This is a genomic window from methane-oxidizing endosymbiont of Gigantopelta aegis (genome assembly GCF_016097405.1).
GTDB lineage: Bacteria > Pseudomonadota > Gammaproteobacteria > Methylococcales > Methylomonadaceae > Methylomarinum.
The window spans coordinates 304413-326923 of the sequence record NZ_JAEHGD010000001.1 but is presented as its reverse complement, the minus strand read 5'-3'; the positions used below and the strand labels follow the sequence as shown (position 1 = coordinate 326923).

Genomic DNA, 22511 nt, shown 5'->3' with positions numbered 1-22511 from the left:
ATTCAGAATACCCCTAAAACATGCAGAAAGACAATAAACACAGCCGCAGGGGCTATAAATTTGACCAGGTAGTGCCATAAATCATAAGTCAAGCCGAATAATTCCAATTCCTCCTGGCTGTGTTCTTTTTTCATTACCCATCCTGAAAAAACAGCGATGCAGAAACCACCGATCGGCAACATCAAATTTGCGGTTAAATAGTCCAAAAGATCAAAAACACTCTTGTCAAAAACGGTAATCTCCGACCAGATATTAAATGAAAAGGCTACCGCAACGCCGACCAGCCACGTGACAATACCCGACCAGATACTCGCGGTTCTGCGCGACATATCTTTATTTTCAACTAACCAGGCGACGGCAGGTTCAATCAAGGAAATTGAAGACGACAATGCAGCGAATACTAATAACACAAAAAACATCACGCCAAACAACCAGCCCGCCGTCATATTACCAAACGCAATCGGCAGTGTTTGAAAAATCAAGCCTGGGCCAGAACCCGGCTCTAACCCATTGGCAAACACAATTGGAAAAATGGCCATGCCAGCGAGTAAGGCGACAATCGTATCGGCCCCGGCAATATATAACGCGGTTTGTGCAACCGAAACATGTTTCGGTAAATACGAGCCATAAACCATGATTGCTCCCATCCCTAAGCTTAGGGTAAAGAAAGCATGTCCCATTGCCGTCAGGATGGCATCACCATCAATTTTGCTAAAATCCGGATCAAACATAAATTCCAGGCCTTGTTCATAAAACCCGGTTGTCATGGCATAACCGACCAGCAGCAACAAAATAACGAACAGCGCCGGCATCAGGAATCGAACCGCTTTTTCCAGACCACCACTGACACCACGCGCTACGATAACCATGGTTGCAACCATAAAAACCGTATGCCAGAAAATCAATTGCCACGGGCTGGCAATAAACTGGTCAAACAAACTTTTTATGTGCTCACTATCGCCACCGGAAAAGCTCCCAAGAAAGGCCTTGAGCACATACGATAATGCCCAACCGGCAATGACACTATAGTATGAAAGAATCAAAAAGCCGGCTAAAACCCCCATCCAACCTAAAAAATGCCAACGTTTATCCGCACTCGCCTCTTCAGCCAGAAATTGCATGGTATTTATCGGCGACTGGCGACCGCGTCGCCCCATCATAATTTCAGCAATCATGATTGGAATACCGATAGCCAACACGCAGAGCAGATAAACCAGTACAAATGCGCCACCACCATTTTCCCCGGTGATATAAGGGAACTTCCAGATATTACCCAAGCCCACCGCAGAACCGGTTGCGGCAAGAATGAAAGTGAAACGCGAAGACCATTCCCCATGAATGGATTTTTTGCTTACTGACATGTTTGTGTCCGTCCTGGTTTTAATCGAAAAATTATTCTTAAATCGAGTAAAATAACAAATTATCAGCATGAAGTCAGGTTAAATCTTGTAAAACCGTATGGCCAAGAAAAAATCAAAAAAAAATAAATTGCAGGATAACAGCATCGCCGTCAATCGCCAGGCGACCCATGAATATTTCATCGAAGATCAGTATGAAGCCGGTTTAGTACTGCAAGGCTGGGAAGTTAAGAGCCTGCGTGAAGGCCGGGTTCAGCTTAAAGAAAGCTTTATTCAGATTAAAAATGGTGAGGCCTGGTTGCATGGCGCGCATATTTCGCCTCTGCTTTCCGCATCGACGCATATTGTGCCGGAAGCTTTACGACCTAAAAAATTATTATTGCATCGGCAGGAACTGAATAGACTGATTGGCGCCGTGGAACGTAAGGGTTATACCCTGGTTCCTTTATCGATGTATTGGGTTCGGGGGCGTGCCAAGCTCAAAATTGGCCTGGCCAAAGGTAAAAAACTGCATGATAAACGTGCTGCGGCTAAAGACCGCGACTGGCAACGCGATAAGGCCCGCATCATGAAACACGGCTAAAATTATAGTTTGTACTTGATCTGATAACACCCTTGCTCGTATTGGCCGAAAAAATCTGCGCTTATCCATAAATCGCCTACGGCCGCCAATTGACCGTCTAAATAAATCAACGGCATATTTTCCCTGACCCAAGGGGGAATCGCATATTCCTGAAATAATTTTTTCAATGTATGGCGGCCCTTACGATTCGGCAATGCAATTTTCTCGCTGCCCTGTCGATAAGCCACGGTAATCTTCGCCGCCTCCCAAGCGGCGATTGGAATACCGCAATCGGCGGTCACACGTTTTAATTGTGCGGTATTGTCTAATGCCAAGTCTGATTGAGAAGCGGGCCACGTCCATATTTTTTGACGCTCAACCTGCTTATCTTCAAGTAGATACAAGCCCTGACGATAACGCCGCACACAATGTTTCTGTATTGTCATTTGCGGATTAGCATCTGCCCTCGCTCGAATAATATCGGTCAGAATTTTATGCAGTTGTTTCTGACTGGGATAGTGCAAGCCATTCTGCTTGAACCAATAGCGAATAACCAGCATTTGCTGCTGTTCTGGCAACCGGCTTAATTGTTCAATATCCAGCCTGGCTTGTGTTTTATCATACAGCCTGTGAAACTGTTTCGCCGTTTCCGCCTGCAACAGTTCGGCGGCAACGGCGCAATGCCGGGCTGAACGGGCGACAGTTTTGTCCAAACCTGGCCAACGCTGTTTTAATTTAGGGATAATGTCTTGACGCAAAAAATTCCGGTCAAAATCGGTACATTGATTGCTAGGGTCCTCGATCCAGTGCAACTGATAGTCAATGGCATAAGTACGCAGACGTTGAACGGGAATATTGAGAAATGGCCGGAGCACCTCCCCTTGCCCCAAGAGCATACGCTCCGGCATACCGGCCAAACCTTGCAGTCCAGCACCGCGGAATAGCTGTAATAACACCGTTTCCAGCTGGTCTTCCCGGTGTTGTGCCAACATTAAGACATCGCCCTTATTCAGCAGGCGTTCAAATGCGGCGAAACGTGCATCTCGTGCAGCTTCTTCTGGGCTTTGCCGGTGGCTGGGTGTGGCATCGACACGCAATGCACGAAAATCAACGCCGAGGTTATGCGCTTGTTGTCGACAATGCTGCTCCCAATCATCGGCTTGTTGTTGCAGGCCGTGGTGAATATAAATCGCACACAATCGTGATTTAAATTGTGATTGAGAAACCAGATGCAACAGGACATGCGAATCCATGCCGCCGCTATAACCGATATAAATCGTTGCAACCGAATTTGGAATCAGATGATCAATACTGTCAATGTTTAGCATGGAAGGTAAGTACAATAAAACCGACAGAGTCGGCTTTATTGTACATTTACAGACAGGATGGGTATGAATGATAGATTTTTAAGCTGCCGCTTCCACCCACTCAACATGTAGAACGGGAGCTATTTGACCGATTCGTCAATATAAGACCCCAGCCGCATAATACGCTGGTAGCGGGTTTCCAGTAATTGCTCCATATCTTCGGCTTGTTGTTTTAATTCATCCAAATGACGCAGCAAGGTTTCGCGCAAATTCATCGCTGTTTTCTGAAAATCACGATGCCCGCCGCCTAAAGGCTCTCTGACCACTTCGTCCAAAAAGCCCTGCTCCCGAATCCGATCCGAGGTAATTGCCATAGCTTCGGCGGCTAATTGCGCCTTATCTGCACTTTTCCATAAAATGGAAGCGCAACCTTCAGGTGAGATAACGGCATAGGTGCTGTATTCTAGCATAATCAAGCGATCACCCACACCAATCGCCAAAGCGCCCCCCGAGCCGCCTTCGCCGATAACGACACAGATAATCGGTGTTTTCAAACGGGCCATTTCAAACAGATTACGTGCAATAGCTTCACTCTGCCCACGCTCTTCAGCGCCAATGCCAGGATAGGCACCCGGTGTATCAATCAAACAAATGAGTGGAAGTTTAAAGCGCTCGGCCATTTTCATCATGCGTAAGGCTTTGCGATAACCTTCAGGCCGTGGCATACCAAAATTACGATAGATTTTTTCTTTGGTATCACGCCCTTTCTGATGCCCTATGACCATAACCGGTTGCCCTTCGAGGCGCGCCAAACCACAGACTATGGCCGGATCATCGGCAAATGCCCGATCGCCATGTAACTCATGAAAATCAGTAAATATCAAATCGATATAATCCAGTGTATAAGGTCGTCCAGGATGGCGAGATAACTGAGAAATTTGCCAGTCCGTCAGATTCTGAAAAATGCTCTCGGTAAGCATCTCACACTTTTTTTCCAGTTCCTGCAAGGTATCGGAAATATTGATTTCATTATCGATTTCAACTTTTCTGAGCTCTTCTATCTTGGCTTCGAGTTCGGCAATCGGTTGTTCAAAATCTAAAAATTTTAAGTCCATGACATGTCTTCAGGCAATAAGGTTAAGCGCATAATTTTATAGAAAAAGCGTACTTTTTTCTAAAAAATATTTATTTGGAGACGGTCTGCTATCGTATAACCGCAGGCCTAAACCTGCTCTTTCAATTAAAACCAGCAACGGTCTCCAAGCCGTTATTGAATGCAATATTATGCCATATAAACGTGTAGCTCTGTTTTTTTCGATATAATTCAGCTTATGAATGATCTGTTCGACAATAGCAATGACTTTGCCCCCCTGGCTTCACGCATGCGTCCCGATTCACTGGATGAGTTTTGTGGACAACAACATCTTTTGGCCAGTGGAAAACCTTTACGTCGCGCTATCGACAATGGCTCTCTGCACTCTTTAGTGTTCTGGGGGCCGCCTGGTGTTGGTAAAACAACTCTAGCACGCATGATCGCAAAAACATCGAATGCTCGCATGGTCGAGTTATCCGCCGTTCTCGCGGGTGTTAAAGAAATACGTGCAGCGGTTGAAGAGGCTAAAAACCTGAAATATGCACAAGCCATAGACACAATTTTATTTATTGATGAAATTCATCGCTTTTCCAAGAATCAGCAGGATTCCTTGTTATCTCCGATTGAAGATGGCGCCATCACATTGTTTGGCGCAACGACTGAAAATCCGTCTTTTGAGCTAAATAACGCCCTGCTGTCACGTTTACGTGTTTATGTCTTGCGCAGTCTCGAGAGTAAAGACCTGGTCAATTTGATTCATAATGCCTTAAATCATCCTGAAAAAGGATTTGGAAGGCAAAACATTCACATCAATGAAGAGTTGATTCATCTGATCGCCCGCGCTGCCGATGGTGATGCCAGGCGTTGTCTGAATATTCTGCAGCTTTGTGTGGATTTAAGTGAAAGCAGCGATGAGGCCGACGTGGTGATCAGCCATAATGTCCTAGATGAAGTCTTGCAAGGACAGTTAAATCGATTTGATAAACGTGGCGATATGTTTTATGACCAGATTTCCGCACTGCATAAATCGGTTCGAGGAACTAATCCGGATGGCGCGTTATATTGGTTTTGCCGCATGATTGAAGCGGGTTGCGATCCTTTGTATGTCGCAAGACGTTTGGTTAGAATGGCGTCTGAAGATATTGGCAATGCCGACCCCAGAGCGTTGGAAATTACGACCAATGCCTGTGCCGCTTTCGAGCGTTTAGGTTCGCCTGAAGGCGAATTGGCGCTGGCGCAGGCCGTTGTTTATTTGGCTTGTGCGCCTAAGAGCAATGCTGTTTATGTGGCGTTTAAGGCAGCAATGGTAGATGCAAAAAACAGTGGTTCGCTGGATGTTCCGGTCCATTTAAAAAATGCACCGACAAAACTGATGAAATCATTGGGGCACGGCGAAAATTACCGTTATGCGCATAATGAACCCGATGCTTACGCGGCAGGTGAGCGCTATTTACCCGAAGCTTTGAAAGATCAGCGCTATTATTTCCCAGTGGAACGTGGATTGGAAATCAAGATTAAACAAAAACTGGATGCATTAAGCCTTTTAGATAAAAAACAACGCAGCTGATGCACATCCTTGTGCCGAATTTCAGCTATTCTTAGCTAATCGCGCATTTTCGTAAACATCACTTTTGCTGCGCCGCAAGCCGGGCATTCCCAATCGTCTGGCAAATCTTCCCATTTTGTACCCGGAGCAATACCTGATTTTGGATCACCTTTTTCTTCATCATAAATATGACCACAGGTTTTACATTTATATCGTGCCATTTTGATTCCTCGTGATTGATGTAAAAGAGCCTAGATTCTAACCTAATCCATGCTTTGGAAAAAACCCTAAAATAATTCTCAAAATTTGCTGTGCCGCATGTTCAGCACCATAATCATTTCAGCTTGTTTGAAGAGTATACGCTAAAATAGCTGTTTTATCGTACGATCAAGCCAATGAAAATAAACTGGTATCCTGGACATATGCATAAGGCGAGCAAAGAAATTAAAGAGGCTTTGCCGCATATTGATTTAATCATTGAAGTGCTCGATGCGCGTATTCCGTATAGCAGCCAAAACCCGGTGCTTTCCGATTTGCGACAGGAGACACCGTGTATTCGAATATTAAATAAAAGTGATTTGGCTGATCCGGCATTGACCGAACGCTGGCAAACCTTTCTGGAGCAGGAACAGGGTGTCAAGACCTTGGCCACTCGCACCGATCAGCCTGAAAAAATCAAACAGATTATTGACTTATGCCGAAAAATGCTCGCCGACAAAGTCGCTGCCAATCGCGTGATTCGAACCATGATCATGGGCATCCCCAATGTTGGAAAATCTACCCTGATCAATATTCTGGCCGGCAAAACTATCGCAAAAACCGGAAATGAGCCTGCCGTCACGCAACGTCAGCAACGTATCAATTTAGGACAAAATGTTATTTTGTCCGATACCCCCGGGGTGTTATGGCCTAATGTCGAGAATATCAATAGTGGCTATCGCCTAGCGATTACCGGCGCTATCAAAGATACCGCCATGCATTATGATGATGTGGCTTTTTTTGCCGCAGACTATTTATTGTCACGGTATCCGGAATGTTTAAAACAACGCTTTCAAATTGACGACTTACCTGAAACAGAAGTTGAATTGATGTCTCTCATTGGTCAAAAAAGAGGCTGCCTGAAAACCGGTAAACAAATCGACATGGATAAAACCGGTAAAATTCTGTTACAGGAAATTCGTAGCGGAAAATTAGGCCAAATCAGCTGGGAAAGCCCCGAAATAGTCAACGAAGAACAGGCTGAACTCGAGCGTCTCCGTGCCGCTAAAGCAGCTAAAAAAGCCGCCCGCAAAAAAAAACGTAGCTTCCGTTGATATAAGCTGCGTGATGATATTCAGGCACGTGACATGAATTTTCCGGTATCTGAATTAACCTTGATCATTTCCCCACTTTCAATGTATTCAGGCACTTGAATTTCAAGTCCTGTCGTCAATTTGGCGGGCTTGGTCCGATTGGTTGCACTGGCACCTTTCATGGCCGGTGGGGTCTCAATAACTTCCATCACAATGGACGTTGGCAATTCAATACCTAATGCCACATCATCGAGTAACAACATAATAATACCTTCTAGTCCTTCTGTAATATAAAGAACCTGCCCTTCAAGATCATCGGCATTTAAACTGTATTGCTCGTAAGTTTCCTGACTCATGAAGTAATAGGTATCGCCTTCCTGATAAGAAAATTGCACCATAACACGAACACAATCAGCTTCCTTCAGAAAATCATCGCCTTTAAAGGTTTCATCGAGTTTTTGGCCAGTTTTCATATGCGCAAACCGGATTTTATATAAGGTTGAGGCTCCCCGTGATGTTGGGTTTCTGACTTCGATAGCTCTCACTGTATACGGTTCGCCATTGATCTCGACCGCTGTCCCTTGTTTTAATTCGCTTGCTTTAGGCACTATTTACTCTCCATTATCTACTTTTTAGTCTATACAAATTGGGAAACAGAATAGGCTACCAACCAATAACGCAGCGCTTTACCGATAAGAATAGCTAATAGTGCAGGTATGAAGGATAGCCTGAGCCAACCCCCTGCAAAACACAAGCCATCGCCAATAACGGGTAACCATGAAAACAACAAAGCCCAGCCGCCCCATTTTTTCACGAGAGCAATGCTTTTCTGTTTATTTGCTGAAAATATCTTGTCAGGTGGAAATTTCTTTGTTGCAAAGGCGCCTAGCCACCATGTCGTTAATGCACCTAAGGTATTCCCTAGTGTTGCAATAGCAATCAAACTGAATAATATATCCGGTGTGTTACTGACCATATAGGCCAATACTGCCTCTGAACCACCCGGCGCAATCGTTGACGATATAAAGGCGCTAATAAAAAGCCCTGTTAAGGTGAATGATTCCAATTCCATCTCTGCAAAAAAAATCCCCTGAGGCCAAAAAGACCCCAGGGGATTTATGACCTCTTTTATTTGTCTTGAGGCAATTCTATTGCTTTTTTACGGGTAAGCTTTTTAATCAAGCCTGCGATAAGATTGAATACAAATCCCAAAGCTTGAGACACTAGCTCAAAAATATAAGCAATAATTTCCCCTGCCGACATGCCTTTAAATTTCTTAGCTAACAGCGGTGCCATCGCAAAGCCCAGCACAATTCCAATCACAGTAAGTCCCGAGATCAAAGAATCATTAGCTTGACCATTAGCATTATCTGCACCATTTTGTGCAGACGTTGCCGAACTTGATGGCGCTGGATTTGGATTTACCTCAGGAATGCTGTCACTATAGTCATCTTGAATGACATAAGCAGTTATCCCCGGAATACTAGGTAAATCCCCACTGCCCTTGCCAATTTTGATTTGCCCTTTCATGCCTTTTTCCATGTGCTGTGAAATATCACAATGCACGAGGTAGGTTTTATCATTAGGCGGAAAGATCAAGGTTCCAGATACTTCACCCGGCCCTGTCACTTCCAGATGAAACATACCTTTTGGATATAAATATTTCGGCAAACCATGCATCATCCATTGATGACGAATCTCATCATCATTGATGAAATGAACCGTTAGTTTGGTACACGGTTTAAATTGCCATTCTTGCTGATCAAATGCAAAGATACGGCCCGGAAATTTTTTGGCATATTTATGACCGGCATGAACGGTAATTTCCTTAGTTGCCGATATTTTGTCACATCCGCCAGGCAAGGTATCCGGATTATTGCCCATGATCATTGCGCCATCCATATCCATCATATGGCCATCGCCATGATTCATCATGTTGGTGTGATTGATAAATTCCTTGCCATGTACCGTAGCCGACAAGGAAATCAGCAAAGCCAGGACTGTCATTGATAAATTTTTATTCATTATCAATTCCCTCCTTTAAATGATGAGATCAGTGCCATGACTTTTTCACGATTGATAACCAGCAGATAGGCCGCAATGCCTAACAAAATACCGATAACCAACTTCATAAAAGGACTCACACCCTGATCTGAAGAAGCCGTCGAATTATCCATTGCACCTAAAGGCTTAGGTCCTTCTTCAACTGGGATAGGAATAGCTGCCGGCGGCGGTGTGTAATCACGAGCATCGGCTTCACCTAAACTATTCCATTCATCAATATCCTGCCAGACAGGGTATTTACGTTGAAAAAATGCTTTGGTAAACAAAGGGCCAATACTTTCGCCAATTGTTTTCGGCAAGCCCTGTTCATTTAAATATTTTTTATAAACGAGGGCACTGACATTACCGCCGGGGTTTTGACCATCGGTCGTAATCCCTTTCTCGCGGTGATCATGAAAAATCCAGACTCCTTCGCCATAACTATGTAAACCATCATCTTTAGTACTGATATGAAGGTCATTACGTTGCGCAGGTGCCAAGTCATAGACATCACGCATGATTTGAGCCGATGGGTTATGTTCTACACCATCATAATGCGTAATCGTCGCTTTGTGACCGTGTGTATGGATAGCCAATAATTCACCGCTACTATTAAACATACGGATTTTGATGTCCTGATTTGGCTCGGTAACAATCATGGATTCCCGCAAAGTATAAGGGAATGAACGGCCGTTCAGCGTATGATAATCTTCGGTTGCATCCGTGAGATCATATTCCCGGTTCATTTTTTTAGCAATCAGGCGAGGATCATTATATTTCTGGATAATATTGTTTAATTCTTTATCCATTGCATGATAGTGTAAATCATATTCACTATCATATTTTTCCAGAACGGCTTTAGAAGGGTGCCGAACCTGCCCTGCGCCTACATTGAAGGTTTGCACCCAGTTATTAGGGCGGTTTTCTTCGACGATGAACATACCGACCAAACCCATGGCTAAATGCACATGCGTTTGAACATGGCAGTGATAGACAAAAGTTCCAGGTTGTCTTGGACGAATTTCGTAGGTTTTACTTTGCCCTGGTAATACAAATTTATCGCTGGTTTGCGGAACGCCATCATTACCTTCGCCTGAACTATCGACCCACGGGTGGTCGACTCCATGTAAATGTATGGTATGTGGAAAGTAATGACTGTTTTCCAATTGAATCCAGACAATATCACCCTGCTCAACTCGAATGACGGGTGATGGTGCTCTTAAAAGAGGATTCGCATCAGTACCAACAAAACTATTGGTTGCCATGCCGCGTGATTTTGGTGCAAACACCCACATGCCAGGCTGCACACCCGGCGCAATGTCAAACGTAGGTACTAAGCCATCAAAATCAGGTGAATGCCCATTTAATTCAGCAACTTCCAAACGAATGATAATCAAATCGGGGTCACCGTCACCATCCATGTCATTTTTTTTGGTAATTGCATCGGCGGCAAAATAGGTGTTCATCAGGGTTTCCATGGAGATATTGTTGGTTCCTTTAACCTCTGCGGCTATTTGAGCCGGGTTGTCAGGACTACAACGCAATGATTCCTGGATTTTGACACCTTCAATCACTTGTGCCTTACGCCAATCTGGGTTGTTTTTGTCACAAACCGGTTCAGCAACACCTGGATTGATTTTTACAGTCTTTGGTAAATCCACCGCAGCTGATGCCATCAAAGGCATCAGCATTACAGCAGTTCCCATAATCAAATTCAGGGAAAGTTTCTGCATTTTTTTTACCTTTTCAAAAAGGGTTAAACATCTTTAGCTTTGCCAAGTAATTCATCAACTTTTTTCTTGAATCCTTCGTTTGACAAATAGAAGACATATAAACCCGCTAAAATGATTAACGCATAAAGGCCTAAGCTACCTGTGCTGACCTGTTCGCCATAACCGGCTTTGAAGCCCATATGAGCATCTAAACGCTCACCGTTATCCTTGATTAAGGTAATATGGATCAAGTATTTGCCTTTTTCGGGCAAGCCATTCGGGAGTGATAAAACAACAGTACCTGATTTATGTTTTTTAGCCGGCTCGAAGAAAACACGTGTGCCTTCGGGTTCTTTTGTAACTTCAAATTCAACAGCCCGGTTACGATAGCGAATGTCCTGGTAATCGAAAACCAATTGGGTCAATGTGTTCAGAGCAGGTAAATTGCCGCAAAATTCTTCTGCCGGGTAGGCTTGAGGCTGATACGCGGTATAGTGGATCCAATGATCTTTTTCCAGCTCAAATTTACATTGGTCGGTATCGGTACCTGCCGCACCACCATGGGCCCATAAAGCAGAAGAAAACAGCAATCCTAAGACTGTAATTAAAGCAGACTTCATGATGTGTATTTTTTTCATAATTCCTTCCTGTTTTTAGTGTATTAGTATATGCGATTTTTCTTATTTAAGTATTCTTATATCATTTAAACTGTCCAAGTTCAAGAATAATTACAAGTAAGATTATAAAATAATAACCTTACTCAATTCACAACTTTAGCACATCAAACCTGGCAAAGAAAGCCAATCTCAAAACCGAAAGAGCTATCTCCAAGACATAAAAAACAGCGTCATTTAATCAATACGCTGCTTTTGATTCATTCACTGTAATCGGGGAAATGATTTATATGGATATATCGTATTTATTTTTTTGAAAGCACCACTTTATTTTTTAAATCTTTTAAGCGACTGCGGCCTTGTTTCAGCTCCTTAACCCAGTATTTTTCGTCCTGACTTTTAAAAACACTTAAGCTAAACTGCATTTCATCCATCAAAGCCTTAAGGCTTTTTATCGTCTCATATGAAAACCGAATAATTTGCTGTGCAATGTCTTCAAAACCCTGACACTCTATCGTATCATCAACCTTGCGTTCAATTTGTGCGGTCACTTCCGACAGAGATTTTAACGCCTCCGTTATTGCCATATTTTTCTGCTGCATCGTTTTTATTACGACATCGATATCGCGCTTGGATGCAATCGCTTCGTTCATATCTTGTGTGGATATTTGCTGAATCATCGTTTGGGCCGCAGAAATATTTTGCTTGGAATGAGTCACGACTTTTTTGATTTTTTCGCTGAAGTCATCCGAATTTTTAGATAAGGTTCTGACCTCATCGGCAACAACGGCAAATCCGCGTCCGGCATCACCCGCCCTAGCTGCCTCAATTGCCGCATTCAAGGCTAATAAGTTAGTTTGATCGGCTATTTCTTGCAAACTCCCCAATAAATCTTCAATTTCACCCATTCGTGTATTCATTTCGTCAATCAATCCTACCATCTCCCTACTTTGATGACTGATTTTTTGAGCATGGTCAACAAAAAATTCGAATACCGTATCAATTTTCCCAACAAACTCTTTAAAATCAGTTATTTCTGATTTACCGCCATCCTTGACGGTATTTTTTTCGCGGGTTAAATCATGAATTTTTTCCGATTGTGTCTTGATCAAATCATGTAAATCCTTGAAATTTTGTGATGAGGCGGATAAAACATCAATTAACGCTGTACTCAAATTTTCCAACTGTTGCTGAAAAGAAACTTCTTCCTGCGTCACACAATCTTTTATATCAAGCAGATAACTATCGATATTCTGCTGAACATCGTCATTGCTGTCATAGGCATCAATAGACGTATTTTGCATTTTTTGTATGTAAAGGATATGAATCAGCCATATTCCAATCAAGACAGGCACGGTCAACCCAATAACGATTTTTTCTGGCAGCCAAAATCCGAAAAGCCAAACCAGCAAGCTCATGACAAAGGGTATCCAGTTCTGCCGTACAAATTCAGACATTTTTATATCCCTTCTAAAACCTTCACGTTAATGCCAGAATCTGGCTGGCGATCTTATCCAGTGACATAACATATTCAGCCGCCCCTAATTTATAGGCCTCCCCTGCCATTCCCCAAACTACGCTACTGCTTTCATCCTGCACAATATTACAAGCCCCGTTATCTCGCATCAATTTCATCGCACGGGCGCCATCAGCCCCCATTCCAGTCAGCATAATACCGATGGCCGCAGGCCCTACATTGTTCGCGATGGATTTAAACATGACTTCCACCGACGGTTTATGATGATTGACTGCAGGTTCGTCATTCAGTCGGCAAAGATATTCTGTTCCCTGACGTACAACTTCCAGGTGCTTATCCCCGGGTGCAATATAAATATTGCCCGGTTCAATCGGCTGAAGGTCTTGAGCAATACATGCATGCATTGCCGTCACTGCATCAACATGTTTTGCAAAAGAAAGACTGAAAGCTGCAGGTAAATGTTGTGACACAACGATAGGCGGTGTTGTCGCGGGCAATGCTCGAACAATCTCTTTAATGGCTTCGGTTCCCCCCGTTGAGGAACCTATAGCAATGATTTTTCCAGTTTTTTTTACAGTTGTAAATTTCGGTTGCGATGGCTGTTGTTTAATTTGAAGTGATTCGTAAGCTTGGACATGGGCGTTAGCCGCCATTTTGATTTTTTCAACGATTTCACTCGCATACGCTGTAAGGGCATTTGATAAATCTGTCTTCGGTTTTGCAACAAAATCAACCGCGCCCAGTTCCATGGCTTTTAATGTTGACACCGCTCCCTTTTCAGTGAGACTTGAAATCATAATAACCGGCATGGGGCGCAGTCGCATTAATTTTTCAAGAAAGGTCAGGCCATCCATTTTAGGCATTTCAATATCCAGGGTTAAAACATCCGGATTCAATTTTTTTATTTTTTCACGTGCAATCAGCGGATCCGGTGCAGTCCCGATGACCTCTATTTCTGCTGACGCATTTAAGATTTTCGTCAGCAATGTTCGAATAAGCGCTGAATCATCAACAATCAATACTTTTATTTTTCTTGTCATTTAGAATAATTCTATATCGCCTTCAACAGGCTCATTATTAATACGTTTTTGATACTGTGTTTCCTGAACCACAATCTGGTCTTCATGCAGACTTTTAATCCTTCTGACCCTGGCTCGCCCCGTTAGTGGAAAATAATTGATTTTGCGTGGATAGATGTCGCCCAAGTCCTGAGCAACCAAATGCAAGGCCTCGGCGTCAATACAATCCAGCACGAATTGAATATTTTTTTCTCCTATATCGCCCAATGAGGCGATAATTTTGCTCCCACCAAACAATTTTACTTCCAGATTTTTCCGTTTGCCGCCATAACTTAAAATCGTATGGATTAAATATTCCATCGCATAGGGGCTGTTGCCATTTCACATAGGTAACCATAAAAAGGCGCAAGCCAGAGCGATAGAGCCTTCAAAATTTCGTTTGAGTTTGTCATATCGCGTGGCGATCGCTCTGAAATGCTTAAGTCTTGCAAACACATTTTCAACGAGATGGCGATATTTGTAGAGACACCAATCCATTTCATCATTTCCCGAGTTGAATTCTTTTTCTTGGGATAACAGGAACAGCCCCTTTGTCTTTAATTTGAAGACGTAATGCTTCACTGTCATAGCCTCTGTCAGCAACTATATAGTCACCTTTTGGGAGCTCTGCAACTAATTTCGGTGCTTCTTTACAGTCATGAACTTCGCCGCCTGTCACTGAGAAATGAATAGGAAGACCACAGGCATCAACGGCCATATGAATTTTACTGGTGTTCCCGGCGACAGATTTCCCTATCGCTGTTTCTTGTTCACAGGCCGCACCACTACTATGCTGATGTGCTTTCACAATACTCCCATCAATAAATTCCCATTCCAGGTCTGGATCAACAACCAAGGCGTTAAAAATACCCATCAGTTTTTCTTTACGAGACCAGTCATTGAATCGTTTATATACCGCATTCCAATTACCAAAAGCCGTGGGTAAATCTCTCCAGGGACAACCTACTCGCAAGCGATAAAAATACCTTCGACTGTTTTTCGAAGACAAGGTTTGTCATAAATTCCCATTTTCAACATAATTATCTTCAGTTTCTCCCAAAGTTCATCCGTAAGCATTTGTCGGGGCATAGTTTGCTTGTTTTTGAGTCAAAATAAACAATCTATGTGGCGGAGTTATTGAATTTCAAGGGGGATTTTCAAAACGGCAACAGCCCCTAGTTACCATAACGTAAAGCCTGGCTTATCACTGGATCAGTCTGTATCGGTAATTTAGCACTCCCTGTTTGTGGCAGCATAAAATGATTCATACCTCCTACACCCGTTTCAATATCGCGGATACAGGCTGAAATACAAGAACCTAGCACCGTCGTAATCATTTCGTTCTCACGTGTCACATAAAAGTCGCCGGGGAGTAGTTTGGCTGCGACAATATCATTTTCTTGATCCCAATAACGTCTGATATGCTCAAAACCGGGTACTGATGGTGGCGGAATCTCCCTGTTATTCATGGCCAATCCTATCGGTTGCGTTGATATATAGTGTTACCGATCAAATCAAATCCGGTGTCAAGCTGATGCAATGATTCTGAGTGCCCAATAAACAACCGTGTTCCGATCGGTAATAAACTCTGATATCGCTGAATTAATTTTTGTTTTGTGTCTCTATCAAAGTAGATTAGTACATTACGACAAAAAATAAAGTCAAATGGCCCGGTCATGGGCCACTCGTGCATAAGATTGAGCTGTTTAAAACGAATAACATGCTGTAATTCGGATTTTGCTTTTATTTTTCCTTGATTTTTGCCGATACCTTTTTTAAACCACTTTTTCAACATTTCTTCAGAAAGCCCCGAGCTTCGCTCAAGTGGATATTCACCGTTTTTCGCAACATTTAGAACTTGAGTATCGAGATCGGTCGCAAGAATTTTAATTTGAAAATCCTGAGGCAGATTTTCCAATAAGGTAATGGCGAGCGAATACGCTTCTTCACCGGTTGAGCAGCCTGCTGACCAGACTTTAATCTGTTTATTGGTCTGTTTTTTTACAATCAATTCAGGAATCAACACCTTTTTCAGATAATCGAAATGATGTTTTTCCCGGAAAAAAGCGGTTAAATTAGTCGTAATGGCATTGATGAATTCACTGAATTCCTGCTCATGATTGTTTTCAAGATATTGACAATATTGCTTAAATGTCTTGAACTGTAAAACTCTTAGGCGCTTTGCCAAACGTGAATAAAACATATCGAATTTATCGTCATTCGCTATAATGCCTGAATAATTATTTGATAAGCTTCTGAGGAAATTAAAATCTTCCCGAGAATATTCAAATTCGCGCTCTTTTTCCATCTTATTCATTGCCGTCAGTGACAAAAAAGGGTAGGCCGAGTTAGGAGTGAACTCAAATGTGGGGTGTCTATTCAGAAGAGTCCGCCAAATTAAGCAATTCCTTCATTCCTAATAATTCAATCGCATTGATAAAACGTTCTGAGGGGGATTTTATCAAGAATCCTTTACCTGATTGATTAGCTGTTTGCTTGCAGGCCAGTAATAATTGTAAGGTCGCCGTATCTATCCTCATGACTGCAGATGCATCCACTTCGATATCGGCGTCCCGATCAAGCGCAGCTAATATTGTCTGGCGTAATGTTGTAACATCTTCAATCGTCTGCTTATGCGATAAAGCAATTTTTTTTGGGGTCGAATACGTTTTCTCTGTTTCTAATCCCGAAAATTCACGCTCTTCTTGGTTAGTGGCAAGAGTGTCTTTTTCTTCTTTTGTATTGAGAATGTTAGCAATTCTCTCTGCAATTTTCTGATTTTTGGCATTACCGATTTCGGTTTTAGGCGCTTCCTCGATAGTGGCCGCCATACGCTCGTCTTCCTGCTCGGTATTAGCCTGCCAGTTTTCCGCTTGGGCAAACTTTTCGACCAAATCATCAGGTATTGGATATTCATCACTCATTTTTTTATCCTTAAACGTGTAGAGGCATAAGGTTCAGCTTACTGGCAAAGCCGGGTTAACTCATCTGGGGCCAGTAGCTTATCGATATCTAGCAATAAAATCATTTTTTCTTCGGAAACATACATGCCCCGCATATAACGGGTATCAATTTTTGCACCAAAGCCATCGACCGCCTTGATTTCTTCCGTTTTTATGACGATGACATCCGAAACAACATCGGCGACTATGCCGAAAACATTTCCTGTTTCCAGCGTAACGATAATAATGACTGTTGTGGCTGTATAAGATTGCGGCGCTAACTTAAAGCGTTGGCTCAGATCAATAATTGGCACGATAGCTCCCCGTAAATTTAACGTACCTTTGACAAATGCAGGTGTATCGGGAATTTCTCGAACAGGTTCTCCCCAGCCACGAATTTCCTGTACTTTAATAATTTCAATCGCGTATAACTCATCAGCAAGCTCGAATATAAGAAATTGTTCAACCGTTACAGGGTTTGAATCTTCCGTTGTCATTTTTAAAATTCCGTTGCTATTGAAATCAAAACTCTTCCCACTCATCATCCGGCTGGATAATATCAGGCCTTAGCACAGCCGGACTACCTCTATCGGCTTGCGCAGAACTGATTTCAGCGGCATTATTGTGTTGCCGAGCAGTCAACTCATCTTGATGTTGTGTCATTCTGCCAATTTTAAAAAATGCCAATAACCGCATCATTGCTTTGGATTGGTCATGCATCGACATGCTGGCTGCTGAAGCTTCTTCAGCCAAAGCGGCATTTTGTTGCGTAATTTCATCCATTTGAGTAATTGCATGGTTCACCTGACTGATCCCGATGGATTGTTCGGCGCTGGCTGCCGCGATTTCAGAAACAATATCTCCGACTTTTTTAATGCCTGCCTCGATATCATTGAGTGCATTACCGGTTTCAAAGACAAATTCACTGCCGGAGCGAACTTTTTCCACACTGCCTTGAATCAATTCTTTACTTTCCTGTGCAGCTTTTGCACTGCGCTGGGCTAGGTTTCTGACTTCGGTCGCCACCACCGAAAAACCACGCCCTTGTTCACCCGCCCGCGCTGCTTCAACCGAGGCGTTCAGTGCCAGTAAATTGGTCTGAAAGGCAATATCGTCAATAACACTGATGATATCGGCAATTTTATTGCTGCTCTCATTGATTTCCTGCATGGCGGCAATCGCCTGCTTGACGACCTCGCCACCACTTTCGGCCAAATTTTTTGCTTCTTCAGCTAATTGGTTGGCTTGTTGAGCATTATCCGCATTATTTTTAACGGTGCTGGTTAATTGCTCCATACTGGAGGCTGTTTGTTCCAGATTAGCGGCTTGCTGCTCGGCCCGTTGTGACAGGTTATTATTACCACTGGCGATTTCCTGCGAAGAATGACTGATAAAACTGGCGGCCTCATTGATTTTTGTCACAACTTCATTCAATTTATCTACAGTGCTGTTGATATTGTTTTTACACTCCAGATAAATGCCGGAATATTCAGTTTCGATACGATGATCTAAATCGCCCTGTGCCAGACTATGGATCGTCTGATTTATATCGGTAAACGACTGCTCAATAATGTTGGCCAGTTCATTGATGCTCGCACCGAGTTTGGCAAAAAAACCCTCTTTATTGCTGATGTCTATTCGTTTGTCCAGATGTCCCGATTTTACACTTTCGATAATATCGGCAATTTCTTCTTCGACCAGAACTTCTTCACTACGATCACGCCATTCCACCACAATGCCTTTTCGATTACCATTTTCATCCAGTATCGGTGCCGCTGATAAATCCATAGTGTGGCCGCCAATCGTTAACGTGGAATGTAACGTATCCGTTAAGTTATCGAGTATTCTGCGTTGATGTGATGGATTTTTATGGAAATCATCAATATTGCTACCTAGTAAAGCGTCAGCCTCAAAGTTTGGCAGTTGTTTTTGAATATCGGCTTCGGCTTCTTTAAATAACTGCAAAACCGTTTTATTCATATAGATAATGTCATAGTTATTATTTGTTACCATGACACAAGACTGCGCATTATCAAGCGCTTGTTTAATGCGCCCCATGGTGGTGGCCTGATCCTGGGTAGCGGCCAAATCAACATTCATTTTGACTTGCATTGCTTGCAGGGCTTTCAATAAAGTACCAAATTCATCATTCGCACTAAAGTCGATTGTGTTATGAAATTTGCCATCGGTTAATTGATAAAATACGCGGCTGATCCGATCCATATTTTGGTGAAAATAGGTGATCAACCACCAAAGCATCATTCCTGCCAGTACAACGACTAACAATACAATGCCAAAGATCAGCCACAGTCCATGCTGCAATTGATCAATTCTGTTTTGTAACAGCCTATGCAGGTTATCGGCGACTTTGTTATACAAAAGACTGCTGTGACTGATAATTTGACTACCTTCAGAAAATATTTCCGAAGCCGTTAATTGAACGTTTTTATCCTGTTGAAGATGTGCAACTTGTTGTAAAAAATGCTGTATTTTAGGCTCAATCTGTTGCTCATATTTCAAAAATTCCGAGCTTTCTGGCACCATCGATTTTATATTCTTCTTGACCATGCTCTGCACACGCTCGGCATCATGCATTAAAATCGCTAATTGAATGGCGTCATGCCGGCTTATTTCGGCTTTTTTTAACGTACTAATGCCATAGTCTCTTAATGCGCCTAAAGCTGCCATCAATTCCGGTAATTGATGAACTTGCAAATTTATTAAATGATTACTATCTATCTCAGTATCCAACACCAGGTTGGATTGGTTGGCAACAGTTTCCATCAAATGCAGAATATTTCGAATTAAGGCCGTATGCTGATTAAAACTCTGCTCAGAATTCAGGTTTTGTTTGTTCGCCAGCAACAGGTTCCAATCTTGTTGTATTGATTGCCATAATGGGGTCGATTTGAACGCAACGCCATAATGCGGTTCCATAGCCTCAATAGCTGAAATAGCCTGGTCTATTTTGGCCTCTGTTTCCACGATATCTTTTACAACATCAAGATCGCCGTTCAGTTTCAATAACAGATCCAATCCACGGTGTTGCATGATGCTGACCTGCAAATCCTTTACGGGTTTTAAATAGTCAGAGCCAATCCTCTCATGTATTACAAACGTTATATCTCTTTGTTTTTCTAAATAAAATACACCCATCAAAGCAGCTACAGTCAATAATAAAAACAGACTGCTTAATTGCATTTTTTGGGTGAATGACATTTTTTTAAAAATATTCAGCCCCTCTTTCCAATTATTGACATCCAAAGAAGCTTGTTTACGTTTTATACTCTCCGCACATGAAAATAGAGCAAACCATCATGCACCGATAATTTGAAAATTCTCAGTTAAAAGTGAGCGCAAATTGTCGACATGCTTTTCTGGCTCAGAAAAGAATGTCTCGCAGGCTATTTTGAATTCTTTGAATGTTTCATAATACTGGTCATATAAGATTTCTTTCTTGAAATATCGCCAGTACCGTTCAATCAAATTAAGATTCGGCGCATACGGCGGTAAAACACTAATTCAATTCGCGACATTTCAAGAAATTGTCTGACAGCCTTTGATCGGTAGTAGCGTGCATTATCGCAAATGATGTAAATAGTCCCAGCCTTCGGGTAACGTTCTTCAATCGCCTTACAAAGATCAATCGTTGCCTCGCCATTGATGGTGTCATAGAAGCGGCAGACAGTATCCAGAGAATCGATATTGACTGCACCGTTGACATTGAGACGTTGACGCCCGGTATTACTCTGAATCGTGAATTCCACACCACGCTTAATCCAACCACAAGCCATTACAGGATTATGTTGTGGATGAACACCATCCATGAACAATATCAAGTCTTCGGGCTGCTTGTCTTCCTTTAGTTGTTGATATTTCTCAAGGAACTCCAGTTGGGCTTTTGCATTAGCTTTGCCGGGTATCAGCTTGGGCTTTTATAGACATAACCCAAGCGATGCAGCAAGGCTGTCACACCGCGTTCACTATAGCGAACCTGCCAACGCTCTTTAATGTAAGCTGCAACCGATTTAGCGGTTAAGTGAAGATTTTTCTGCAGATATTCATCCAACTCGGTCGCTTCTGAAACCGATAAGAAACTGGCACTTCCAACATGCTGAGTTTGTAGGAGTTTAGCAAGACCACCTTTCTTATATTTTCGATAGTAGGTACGGATTGTATTGCGGTCAATGAGAAGTGCTTCGGCAACGTTTGTTGCTGACCAGCCTGAACCTAAAAGAATGATGGCTTTAACTCGGTCTGCATCACGTTTTTCTCGAAGCTCACCATGGGCTTCGCGCAAATCGGCTAATTCAGTCTCTGGAAGGGTGTAATTCGACATGGCCTTATTTTATATATTTCACTCCATTACGTCATCTTTTTATGCTAAATTCTCATTTGCGAAGAGTATATTTTGTCATACAGGGCTTCGGCCTCATGAATCTGTTCCCGGGTTGGTGCATAACGACATGACATAAAGGAAACCAAACGGCCATTTTTATAAATTGGCGTTATATTAGCTTCCACCCAATAATAATCGCCATTCTTGGTTCGGTTTTTTATAATGCCAACCCAAGGATTACCTTTTTTTATTGTTTTCCATAAATCAGCAAAGACTTCCGCCGGCATATCCGGATGACGAACAAGGTTATGATTACTACCGATCAATTCTTTTTCACTGAACCCACTGATTTCGATAAAGGCTTCATTCGCTTTTGTAATAATTCCCTTAGGATCCGTTTCAGTAACCAGAATCGTCCCCTCTTTCATCATAACTTCACGATCAGTTACCGGCATATTTACTTTCATGTTCTACTCCTAAAATCAAAAACTGGTATCTACTCACCCCCTCTAAAAAGCAGGTGTAGGTTGTTGATTTATCAGGCTTGCATAACAGGGATGTTATGCAGAACTACATGGATGTATTCACGTGTCCTGATAAATCAATGACCTACTCCGGCTAAAACACAACCGGGTGAGCAGTTACAAAAACTGTTTATCATGATATCCAGTCCATCAAAACAGCTTTTATCTATTTGTTTTTTCCAAAGGTTCTAAATGCAACAATCTTTTTACATCTAATAACATCACCATTTTGTCATGCGCCGATATCAAACCCGTGATATATTCCGTGCTGATTACTGCACCAAAATCTGGCGTCTTCTGTATTGTTCGTTCATCCACATCTAGAACATCTGAAACAGCATCCACCACAACACCTGTTCTTCGATGGTCCATTTGCAATATGATAACCACCGTCAACGCTGAATAGCCCTGATGTTGCATGCCAAATTTTTCCCGTAAATCAATAATCGGAACGATAGCACCTCTCAGGTTAATAACGCCTTTTTCATAAACCGGCACATTCGGAACCCGAGAAACAGGTTCCCAACCTCGAATTTCCTGAACGCTTAAAATATCGACAGCGTAACTTTCATCGCCCAGAGTGAAGCTTAAAAACTGGGCCTGATAGGCTGGATCTTTTTCACTTTCTTTGGCTTGTTCCACAG

General features: G+C 42.6%; 23 protein-coding genes and 2 pseudogenes. 3 read left to right on the top strand and 22 right to left on the bottom strand.

Going from position 1 to position 22511, the window contains the following annotated elements:
- Positions 1 to 2: 2 nt before the first annotated feature.
- The gene (locus JEU20_RS01630) at positions 3 to 1361 is read right to left on the bottom strand and encodes a sodium-dependent transporter (RefSeq protein ID WP_198243372.1); all 1359 of its coding nucleotides are present in this window, start codon (positions 1359 to 1361) and stop codon (positions 3 to 5) included.
- A 97-nt stretch (positions 1362 to 1458) separates the two neighbouring features.
- Here JEU20_RS01630 and smpB point away from each other — a divergent pair, with 97 nt between their 5' ends.
- A complete protein-coding gene (gene smpB / locus JEU20_RS01625) occupies positions 1459 to 1941 on the top strand; it encodes an SsrA-binding protein SmpB (RefSeq protein WP_198243370.1) in 483 nt (160 codons plus the stop codon).
- Between the two features lie 2 nt (positions 1942 to 1943).
- On the opposite strand, the gene tilS is transcribed toward smpB, so the two are convergent.
- Together tilS and accA are read right to left on the bottom strand one after the other, a co-directional pair.
- Complete coding sequence (gene tilS / locus JEU20_RS01620) at positions 1944 to 3248, bottom strand: tRNA lysidine(34) synthetase TilS (protein ID WP_198243368.1); 1305 nt, start codon at positions 3246 to 3248, stop codon at positions 1944 to 1946.
- 119 nt (positions 3249 to 3367) lie between these two features.
- Positions 3368 to 4342: an acetyl-CoA carboxylase carboxyl transferase subunit alpha gene (gene accA, locus JEU20_RS01615; RefSeq protein ID WP_198243366.1), complete on the bottom strand. Its 975-nt coding sequence runs from the start codon at positions 4340 to 4342 to the stop codon at positions 3368 to 3370.
- A 216-nt stretch (positions 4343 to 4558) separates the two neighbouring features.
- Between accA and JEU20_RS01610 the strand changes: the two genes are divergently transcribed.
- Positions 4559 to 5887, top strand: coding sequence for a replication-associated recombination protein A (locus tag JEU20_RS01610; protein ID WP_198243365.1), 1329 nt, complete (start codon positions 4559 to 4561; stop codon positions 5885 to 5887).
- 35 nt (positions 5888 to 5922) lie between these two features.
- Here the strand turns inward: JEU20_RS01610 and JEU20_RS01605 are convergent, their stop codons facing one another.
- Entirely contained in the window at positions 5923 to 6087 is a 165-nt protein-coding gene (locus JEU20_RS01605) for a rubredoxin (RefSeq protein WP_198243363.1), read from the bottom strand.
- A gap of 174 nt (positions 6088 to 6261) precedes the next feature.
- Here JEU20_RS01605 and ylqF point away from each other — a divergent pair, with 174 nt between their 5' ends.
- The gene (ylqF, locus tag JEU20_RS01600) at positions 6262 to 7179 is read left to right on the top strand and encodes a ribosome biogenesis GTPase YlqF (protein ID WP_198243361.1); all 918 of its coding nucleotides are present in this window, start codon (positions 6262 to 6264) and stop codon (positions 7177 to 7179) included.
- Between the two features lie 20 nt (positions 7180 to 7199).
- Here ylqF and efpL read toward each other — a convergent pair whose 3' ends face one another.
- The 18 genes and pseudogenes from efpL to JEU20_RS01515 form a co-directional block, all read right to left on the bottom strand.
- Positions 7200 to 7766: an elongation factor P-like protein EfpL gene (gene efpL, locus JEU20_RS01595; RefSeq protein ID WP_198243359.1), complete on the bottom strand. Its 567-nt coding sequence runs from the start codon at positions 7764 to 7766 to the stop codon at positions 7200 to 7202.
- A 29-nt stretch (positions 7767 to 7795) separates the two neighbouring features.
- Entirely contained in the window at positions 7796 to 8134 is a 339-nt protein-coding gene (locus JEU20_RS01590) for a YqaA family protein (RefSeq protein WP_342590495.1), read from the bottom strand.
- Between the two features lie 152 nt (positions 8135 to 8286).
- A complete protein-coding gene (locus JEU20_RS01585) occupies positions 8287 to 9183 on the bottom strand; it encodes a cupredoxin domain-containing protein (RefSeq protein ID WP_198243355.1) in 897 nt (298 codons plus the stop codon).
- Between the two features lie 2 nt (positions 9184 to 9185).
- Positions 9186 to 10934, bottom strand: a complete 1749-nt coding sequence (locus JEU20_RS01580; protein ID WP_198243352.1) for a multicopper oxidase domain-containing protein — start codon at positions 10932 to 10934, stop codon at positions 9186 to 9188.
- A 23-nt stretch (positions 10935 to 10957) separates the two neighbouring features.
- A complete protein-coding gene (locus tag JEU20_RS01575; protein WP_198243350.1) occupies positions 10958 to 11551 on the bottom strand; it encodes a hypothetical protein in 594 nt (197 codons plus the stop codon).
- Between the two features lie 281 nt (positions 11552 to 11832).
- Positions 11833 to 12984 (bottom strand): methyl-accepting chemotaxis protein, encoded by a 1152-nt coding sequence (locus JEU20_RS01570; RefSeq protein ID WP_198243348.1) that lies wholly within the window; start codon positions 12982 to 12984, stop codon positions 11833 to 11835.
- A gap of 22 nt (positions 12985 to 13006) precedes the next feature.
- The gene (locus JEU20_RS01565) at positions 13007 to 14044 is read right to left on the bottom strand and encodes a protein-glutamate methylesterase/protein-glutamine glutaminase (protein WP_198243346.1); all 1038 of its coding nucleotides are present in this window, start codon (positions 14042 to 14044) and stop codon (positions 13007 to 13009) included.
- Positions 14045 to 14383 carry a hypothetical protein gene (locus JEU20_RS01560; RefSeq protein ID WP_198243344.1) on the bottom strand — a complete coding sequence of 113 codons (339 nt, stop codon included), beginning with the start codon at positions 14381 to 14383 and terminating at the stop codon, positions 14045 to 14047.
- 21 nt (positions 14384 to 14404) lie between these two features.
- Positions 14405 to 15151 (bottom strand): annotated as a pseudogene (locus JEU20_RS01555) (IS5 family transposase).
- A gap of 86 nt (positions 15152 to 15237) precedes the next feature.
- Positions 15238 to 15531: a hypothetical protein gene (locus tag JEU20_RS01550; RefSeq protein WP_198243342.1), complete on the bottom strand. Its 294-nt coding sequence runs from the start codon at positions 15529 to 15531 to the stop codon at positions 15238 to 15240.
- A gap of 8 nt (positions 15532 to 15539) precedes the next feature.
- Entirely contained in the window at positions 15540 to 16379 is an 840-nt protein-coding gene (locus JEU20_RS01545) for a CheR family methyltransferase (RefSeq protein ID WP_198243340.1), read from the bottom strand.
- Positions 16380 to 16437: 58 nt separating this feature from the next.
- On the bottom strand, positions 16438 to 16986 hold the full coding sequence (locus JEU20_RS01540; RefSeq protein WP_198243337.1) for an STAS domain-containing protein: 549 nt from the start codon (positions 16984 to 16986) through the stop codon (positions 16438 to 16440).
- Positions 16987 to 17024: 38 nt separating this feature from the next.
- Complete coding sequence (locus JEU20_RS01535; protein ID WP_198243335.1) at positions 17025 to 17501, bottom strand: chemotaxis protein CheW; 477 nt, start codon at positions 17499 to 17501, stop codon at positions 17025 to 17027.
- A gap of 25 nt (positions 17502 to 17526) precedes the next feature.
- Entirely contained in the window at positions 17527 to 20223 is a 2697-nt protein-coding gene (locus JEU20_RS01530; protein WP_245395053.1) for a methyl-accepting chemotaxis protein, read from the bottom strand.
- Between the two features lie 96 nt (positions 20224 to 20319).
- A pseudogene (locus tag JEU20_RS14880) lies at positions 20320 to 20798 on the bottom strand (IS630 family transposase).
- Positions 20799 to 20926: 128 nt separating this feature from the next.
- Entirely contained in the window at positions 20927 to 21343 is a 417-nt protein-coding gene (locus JEU20_RS14875; RefSeq protein WP_198245250.1) for a helix-turn-helix domain-containing protein, read from the bottom strand.
- Between the two features lie 44 nt (positions 21344 to 21387).
- Positions 21388 to 21810, bottom strand: coding sequence for a PAS domain-containing protein (locus tag JEU20_RS01520; protein ID WP_198243333.1), 423 nt, complete (start codon positions 21808 to 21810; stop codon positions 21388 to 21390).
- Between the two features lie 219 nt (positions 21811 to 22029).
- Positions 22030 to 22509, bottom strand: coding sequence for a chemotaxis protein CheW (locus JEU20_RS01515; RefSeq protein ID WP_425356668.1), 480 nt, complete (start codon positions 22507 to 22509; stop codon positions 22030 to 22032).
- Positions 22510 to 22511 lie beyond the last annotated feature (2 nt).

Excerpts from the sequence above, each read along its gene's own strand:
- JEU20_RS01535 (WP_198243335.1), bottom strand. The coding sequence starts at position 17,501 with ATGACAACGGAAGATTCAAACCCTGTAACGGTTGAACAATTTCTTATA.
- JEU20_RS01565 (WP_198243346.1), bottom strand. The coding sequence starts at position 14,044 with ATGACAAGAAAAATAAAAGTATTGATTGTTGATGATTCAGCGCTTATT.
- JEU20_RS01545 (WP_198243340.1), bottom strand. The coding sequence starts at position 16,379 with ATGAATAAGATGGAAAAAGAGCGCGAATTTGAATATTCTCGGGAAGAT.
- JEU20_RS01585 (WP_198243355.1), bottom strand. The coding sequence starts at position 9,183 with ATGAATAAAAATTTATCAATGACAGTCCTGGCTTTGCTGATTTCCTTG.
- JEU20_RS01575 (WP_198243350.1), bottom strand. The coding sequence starts at position 11,551 with ATGAAAAAAATACACATCATGAAGTCTGCTTTAATTACAGTCTTAGGA.
- JEU20_RS01520 (WP_198243333.1), bottom strand. The coding sequence starts at position 21,810 with ATGAAAGTAAATATGCCGGTAACTGATCGTGAAGTTATGATGAAAGAG.
- JEU20_RS01590 (WP_342590495.1), bottom strand. The coding sequence starts at position 8,134 with ATGGTCAGTAACACACCGGATATATTATTCAGTTTGATTGCTATTGCA.
- JEU20_RS01610 (WP_198243365.1), top strand. The coding sequence starts at position 4,559 with ATGAATGATCTGTTCGACAATAGCAATGACTTTGCCCCCCTGGCTTCA.
- JEU20_RS01630 (WP_198243372.1), bottom strand. The coding sequence starts at position 1,361 with ATGTCAGTAAGCAAAAAATCCATTCATGGGGAATGGTCTTCGCGTTTC.
- smpB (WP_198243370.1), top strand. The coding sequence starts at position 1,459 with ATGGCCAAGAAAAAATCAAAAAAAAATAAATTGCAGGATAACAGCATC.
- accA (WP_198243366.1), bottom strand. The coding sequence starts at position 4,342 with ATGGACTTAAAATTTTTAGATTTTGAACAACCGATTGCCGAACTCGAA.
- JEU20_RS01580 (WP_198243352.1), bottom strand. The coding sequence starts at position 10,934 with ATGCAGAAACTTTCCCTGAATTTGATTATGGGAACTGCTGTAATGCTG.
- tilS (WP_198243368.1), bottom strand. The coding sequence starts at position 3,248 with ATGCTAAACATTGACAGTATTGATCATCTGATTCCAAATTCGGTTGCA.
- JEU20_RS01530 (WP_245395053.1), bottom strand. The coding sequence starts at position 20,223 with ATGTCATTCACCCAAAAAATGCAATTAAGCAGTCTGTTTTTATTATTG.
- JEU20_RS01570 (WP_198243348.1), bottom strand. The coding sequence starts at position 12,984 with ATGTCTGAATTTGTACGGCAGAACTGGATACCCTTTGTCATGAGCTTG.
- JEU20_RS01560 (WP_198243344.1), bottom strand. The coding sequence starts at position 14,383 with ATGGAATATTTAATCCATACGATTTTAAGTTATGGCGGCAAACGGAAA.
- JEU20_RS01540 (WP_198243337.1), bottom strand. The coding sequence starts at position 16,986 with ATGAGTGATGAATATCCAATACCTGATGATTTGGTCGAAAAGTTTGCC.
- JEU20_RS01550 (WP_198243342.1), bottom strand. The coding sequence starts at position 15,531 with ATGAATAACAGGGAGATTCCGCCACCATCAGTACCCGGTTTTGAGCAT.
- ylqF (WP_198243361.1), top strand. The coding sequence starts at position 6,262 with ATGAAAATAAACTGGTATCCTGGACATATGCATAAGGCGAGCAAAGAA.
- JEU20_RS01605 (WP_198243363.1), bottom strand. The coding sequence starts at position 6,087 with ATGGCACGATATAAATGTAAAACCTGTGGTCATATTTATGATGAAGAA.
- JEU20_RS14875 (WP_198245250.1), bottom strand. The coding sequence starts at position 21,343 with ATGTCGAATTACACCCTTCCAGAGACTGAATTAGCCGATTTGCGCGAA.